6 protein-coding genes are annotated in these 4511 nt (G+C 71.4%); 2 read left to right on the top strand and 4 right to left on the bottom strand.

Annotated features, from left to right (window positions below):
- Positions 1-132: 132 nt before the first annotated feature.
- Positions 133-594 (top strand): hypothetical protein, encoded by a 462-nt coding sequence (locus tag FL311_RS41400; RefSeq protein ID WP_141333123.1) that lies wholly within the window; start codon positions 133-135, stop codon positions 592-594.
- Between the two features lie 7 nt (positions 595-601).
- Here the strand turns inward: FL311_RS41400 and FL311_RS41395 are convergent, their stop codons facing one another.
- From FL311_RS41395 to FL311_RS41385, 3 genes are read right to left on the bottom strand one after another with little or no spacing between them, the layout of a single operon-like run.
- A complete protein-coding gene (locus FL311_RS41395) occupies positions 602-1666 on the bottom strand; it encodes a lysylphosphatidylglycerol synthase transmembrane domain-containing protein (RefSeq protein ID WP_141333122.1) in 1065 nt (354 codons plus the stop codon).
- Between the two features lie 17 nt (positions 1667-1683).
- Positions 1684-2415, bottom strand: coding sequence for a tyrosine-protein phosphatase (locus FL311_RS41390; protein WP_141333121.1), 732 nt, complete (start codon positions 2413-2415; stop codon positions 1684-1686).
- Positions 2412-2621: a DNA gyrase inhibitor YacG gene (locus tag FL311_RS41385; RefSeq protein ID WP_141333120.1), complete on the bottom strand. Its 210-nt coding sequence runs from the start codon at positions 2619-2621 to the stop codon at positions 2412-2414. Before FL311_RS41385 ends, FL311_RS41390 begins: the two co-directional genes overlap by 4 nt.
- An 85-nt stretch (positions 2622-2706) precedes the next feature.
- Between FL311_RS41385 and FL311_RS41380 the strand changes: the two genes are divergently transcribed.
- Entirely contained in the window at positions 2707-3696 is a 990-nt protein-coding gene (locus FL311_RS41380) for an NAD(P)H-quinone oxidoreductase (protein WP_141333119.1), read from the top strand.
- On the opposite strand, the gene FL311_RS41375 is transcribed toward FL311_RS41380, so the two are convergent.
- The gene (locus FL311_RS41375) at positions 3693-4226 is read right to left on the bottom strand and encodes a hypothetical protein (protein WP_141333118.1); all 534 of its coding nucleotides are present in this window, start codon (positions 4224-4226) and stop codon (positions 3693-3695) included. The two genes, FL311_RS41380 and FL311_RS41375, sit on opposite strands and share 4 nt — an antisense overlap.
- Between the last annotated feature and the right edge of the window lie 285 nt (positions 4227-4511).

Below are 4511 nucleotides of genomic sequence, written 5' to 3'. Positions count from 1 at the left end.
GCCCGCGCCCCTCCTCCGAGCGCCCCTCCTCCATCCGGGATGCCATCATCCGCTGGCTGGACCAGGAGCTGTAGGAGCACCGCCCACGCGGCACCTGGAGGCGACCGACACGCGCGGGCTAGGCTTGCCGCCATGCGCACTGTCCTGCTCGTCGCCGCCCTCGCCGCCTCCGGCTGTGCCGGCCCCGGTGGCTTCCAGAAGCTCTACCCCGGCATGACGTCCCGGGAGGTCGTCGAGGCCATGGGCCAGGGCCCCACCCGCGCCCACGAGTTCCCCGACCGGTCCTCCGCCTGGTACTACGGCGACGACCAGTGCGTGCTGATGCGCGAGGACAAGCTCGTCGCCAAGTCGACCACGCGCGAGCGCACCGCCGTCGACACGCCCATCGTCTCCATCCGTGACACCGCGAAGGCCCTGTGCGCGCCGGAGGGCTACGCCATCGAGACACGCGGCGAGCAGCGCATCGACACCCCCTTCGGCAGCTTCAAGGGCTCGCTCGGCTCGACGAAGGCGCCGAGGAAGTCGACGCCTCCGGCCGAGAGCAGCGAGACCGCGCCGAGCGCCGACACGCAGCCTGACGACGCCCCGTACTGAGCCCGCGTCACGCGCTGGGGGCCGCCGCCTCGCCCTCCTTCTCCAGCTTGCCCGCGATGTCCTTGAAGGACATGTGGCCCAGCGACATGAGGATGAGGCCCAGGCCCACCGTCTGCGCCGTCTGCGCCATCCACAGCACGTTGGCGTACGCGAGCCCGCCGGCGTTCACCACGGTGGCCGGCAGGAAGAGGCTCAGGCCCACCTTGCACGCCGCCTGGAAGGTGCCGACCATGCCCGGCGCCGCCGGAATCATCACGCCCACCACGAGCACGCACAGCACCACGTATGCCTGGAAGAGCGACAGCTCCATGGGCTGGCACGCGGCGCCGGCCGCCACGCCCGAGCAGTCGAAGGCGTTGGCGAGCAGCATCATCCCGAAGCCGTTGAGGCCCCAGTAGCCCACGGTGAAGAGGAAGAAGAGCACCACCTGCCTGGCGTCCGGCAGCTGCCGCATGGCGCCCACGAAGGTGTCGACGATGTCGGCCACCTTGTCGGCGAGCCCCGGCGCGAAGCGGCCCACCGTCGCGCGCACCAGGCGCACGGTGCGCTCCTGCTGCCACAGGCCGAAGAGCAGGAACAGCAGCCCGCCGCCGAACACCGCGAACATCAGCCACGAGCCCAGCTTGACGTAGCGCACCTCGGGCGTCTCGGTGGGCACGAAGAAGAGCAGCACCCGCATGGACGCGGCGACGAAGAGGCCGTCGACGATGCGCTCGAGCACCACGGACGTCATGGCCGCGCTGCGGCGGATGGAGCTGCGCTGGGCGATGAGGAAGGGCCGGGCGAACTCGCCCAGGCGGAAGGGCAGCACCAGCAGCATCATGAAGCCGATGGCGGAGGCCTCGTTGAGCTTGCGGAAGGGCACCCGCTCCAGGCCCGACAACAGGCTGCCCCAGCGCAGCGTGCGGAAGACGTGGATGCCCAGCAGGCAACCGAAGTACGGCAGCAACCAGATGTAGTTGGCCGACTTGAGGCTGTTGAGCTGCGTCCCCCAGTCCGTGTCCCGGAAGGCCCACCAAAGGAAGACGAGGGTGACGAGCAGGCTGGCTGCGAGCTTGACGGCGCGTTTCACGGCGGCCGGGTATACCGTCAGTCCTGGTTGGACTCCAGCGACTCTCCGGCCAGCAGTCGGGAGGGGTTGTCCCGCAGGAGCCGGACGGCCGTCTGTTCCCCCACCCGGCCGACGAGCTCCGCCAGGGAGCGCCCCAGCCAGTCCCGCGCCCCCACCGGCCCATGCAGGTCCGTGGCGGCGACGGCGTAGAGGCCCTCGTCCAGGAAGGCGCGCGCGAGCTTCTTCGCCGTGGGGCCGTAGCGGCCGATGAGCGCCCCCACGTCGAGCTGGAGCCGGGCGCCGGTGCGCACCGCCTCCGCGGCGCGCCCCTTGCGCTCGAACTCCACGCAGCGCTCCGGATGGGCGATGAGCGGCACCACGCCCTTGGTGCGGATGCGGAACAGGATGTCCGGCAGCGCGGGCACGGGCGCGGTGTAGGGTAGCTCCACCAGCGTCACCTTCCCCGCCCCCAGCATGCGCGCGGCGGGCGTGCCCAGGGCGCGCAGGAAGGCGTCGTCCAGCACGTTCTCCGCGTTGCGGCCGAGCGTCAGCGGGATGCGCTCGCGCGCCAGGGCGGCCGTCAGCTCGGCGAGGCGGGCCTCCACCACGTCCACGGGGGCGTACTCGGGCCGGGCGTGGGGGCTGGGCGCGACGGTGGAGAAGCCCAGGTCGACCAGCGCCCGCGCCATCTCCAGCGCGTCCTCCAGCGAGCGCGCGCCGTCATCCACTCCGGGCAGCAGGTGGCAGTGCAGGTCGACGTAGCCCTTCACGCATCCTCGCGCTGGCGGTCGGGATGGCTTCCGGGCGGCAGCTCGTCCTCCGTCTCATCGGACTGGCGGTCGGGCATGCGGTACTCCTCCCCCAGCCACTTGCCCAGGTCCACCGCGCGGCAGCGGCGCGAGCAGAACGGGAACGAGGTGTTCTCGGGACGGGGAGGAACCGGCTTCTTGCAGATGGGACAGGAGGGCGTGCTCATGTGGGACCTGCCTTCTTAGATAAGCCTTGACGCTCTCGTGGGCCAGGACGTTTCGTGCCCGCCCGCCAGCAGGAGGAGGCCCGCCATGAAGGTCATCCGCATCACCACGCCCGGAGGCCCCGAGGTCCTCGCCGAGGACGAGCGCCCCGAGCCCATCCCCGGCCCTGGAGAGCTGCGCGTGCGCGTGCGCGCCACCGCCCTCAATCGTGCGGACCTGCTCCAGATTCGCGGGCTCTACCCCGCCCCGCCGGACGTGGCGCCGGACGTCCCCGGCCTGGAGTACGCGGGCGAGGTGGTGGCGGTGGGCCCGCGCACGCACCGCTTCAAGGTGGGAGACCGCGTGATGGGGCTGGTGGGCGGCGGCGCGTGGTCCGACCAGCTGCTGGCCCACGAGCGGGAGACGCTGCCGATGCCGGAGGGCCTGGACTTCACGGACGCCGCGGCGCTGCCGGAGGCGTACCTCACCGCGTACGACGCGCTGGTGCTCCAGGGAGGCCTGAAGCCGGGCGAGACGGTGCTCGTGCACGCGGTGGCCAGCGGCGTGGGCTCGGCGGCGGCGCTCTTGTGTCAGGCCACGGGCGCGCGCGTGGTGGGCACCGGGCGCAGCGCGGCGAAGCTGTCCCGCGCCTCCGAGTGGGGCGTGAAGCACACGCTCGTGTGCGAGTCCTCGCCGCCGCGCTTCGCGGACCCGGTCCGTGAGCTCACACAAGGTCGGGGCGCGGACCTGTGCCTGGACCTGGTGGGCGGGGACTACGTGCCCGAGTCCATGCAGGCCCTGGCGCCCAGGGGCCGGATGCTGCTCGTGGGCCTGGTGGCCGGCGCGAGCACGGAGGTCAACCTGGGGCTGTGGCTCACCCGGCGCCTGAGCATCACCGGCACCGTGCTGCGCAGCCGGCCGCTCGAGGAGAAGATGGCCCTGGTCCAGAGCGCGGAGCGACACCTGCTGCCGCTGTTCCGCTCGGGCGCGCTGCGCCCCGTGGTGGACGCGGTGCTGCCCCGGGCCGAGCTCGCCCAGGGCCTGGAGCGCATGGCGCGCAACGACTCGGTGGGCAAGCTGGTGGTGCGCTGGGACTAATCCCAGCCATACCAGAGCTTCTGGCGTGAGTCGTACGAGTACTTCCAGAAGACGATGGTGTAGCAGGTGATGCCGAACGAGCCGTCCTCCCGACGGTGGTAGCCGATGTCCATGGCGAGCGTGGCGGCCGAGTCCTCAGGCTCGACCCCATCACACGTGGGCACCTGGGCGATCCACTCGGGCACCAGCTCCTTCGTGGACTCGGGATAGACACCCTTGCTCGCGTGATAGGACTCCAGCGCCGCGATGAGCGGAGCGAAGCGGACCTCCAGCTGGTCGAAGCGCCAGGAGGTGCCGCGCGTCAGCCCCATATAGGACAGCACGAGGCCCGCGAGCATCCAGGCCAGGTACAGGAAGTTCACCTTCCTGCGCACCGGGAGCACCGCCAGCACCAGCGTGACGAGCACCAACCCGGCCCCCGCCAGCATCAGGAGCGGCACCGCCAGCGCCGCCGTGAACGACAGATATCCCAATCCTGTCATCAACGCCGCCCCCAGCAGCGTCAGCAGGGGCACGAGCCATTTCGCCATCTCGCGACGATAGCAGACGGATGGCCCCCCCGAGCGTCCTCGAACCGACAGAGTTCCTGGACTCCTGGCGCGGGGCACGCTGACGCATTGCCGACTTCCCACGCGCTGAGCGGCGCCGGGGTGGTCCAGGACCGCACGCACAAGTGTCTGCGTGGTTCGGGTGTGGCGCCCATCCTGATCAGGCGGCGCGCCGCACCTCCGCACGCTGCGGCGCGAGCGTGAGGTTCATGGCGGCGTCCCAGCGGTCCGAGAGCACCAGGGAACGGAGGTCGAGGACGTGTTGGC

This window comes from Myxococcus sp. AB025B, assembly GCF_006518215.1.
Lineage (GTDB): Bacteria > Myxococcota > Myxococcia > Myxococcales > Myxococcaceae > Myxococcus > Myxococcus fulvus.
This window is presented reverse-complemented; position numbering and strand designations above follow the sequence as displayed.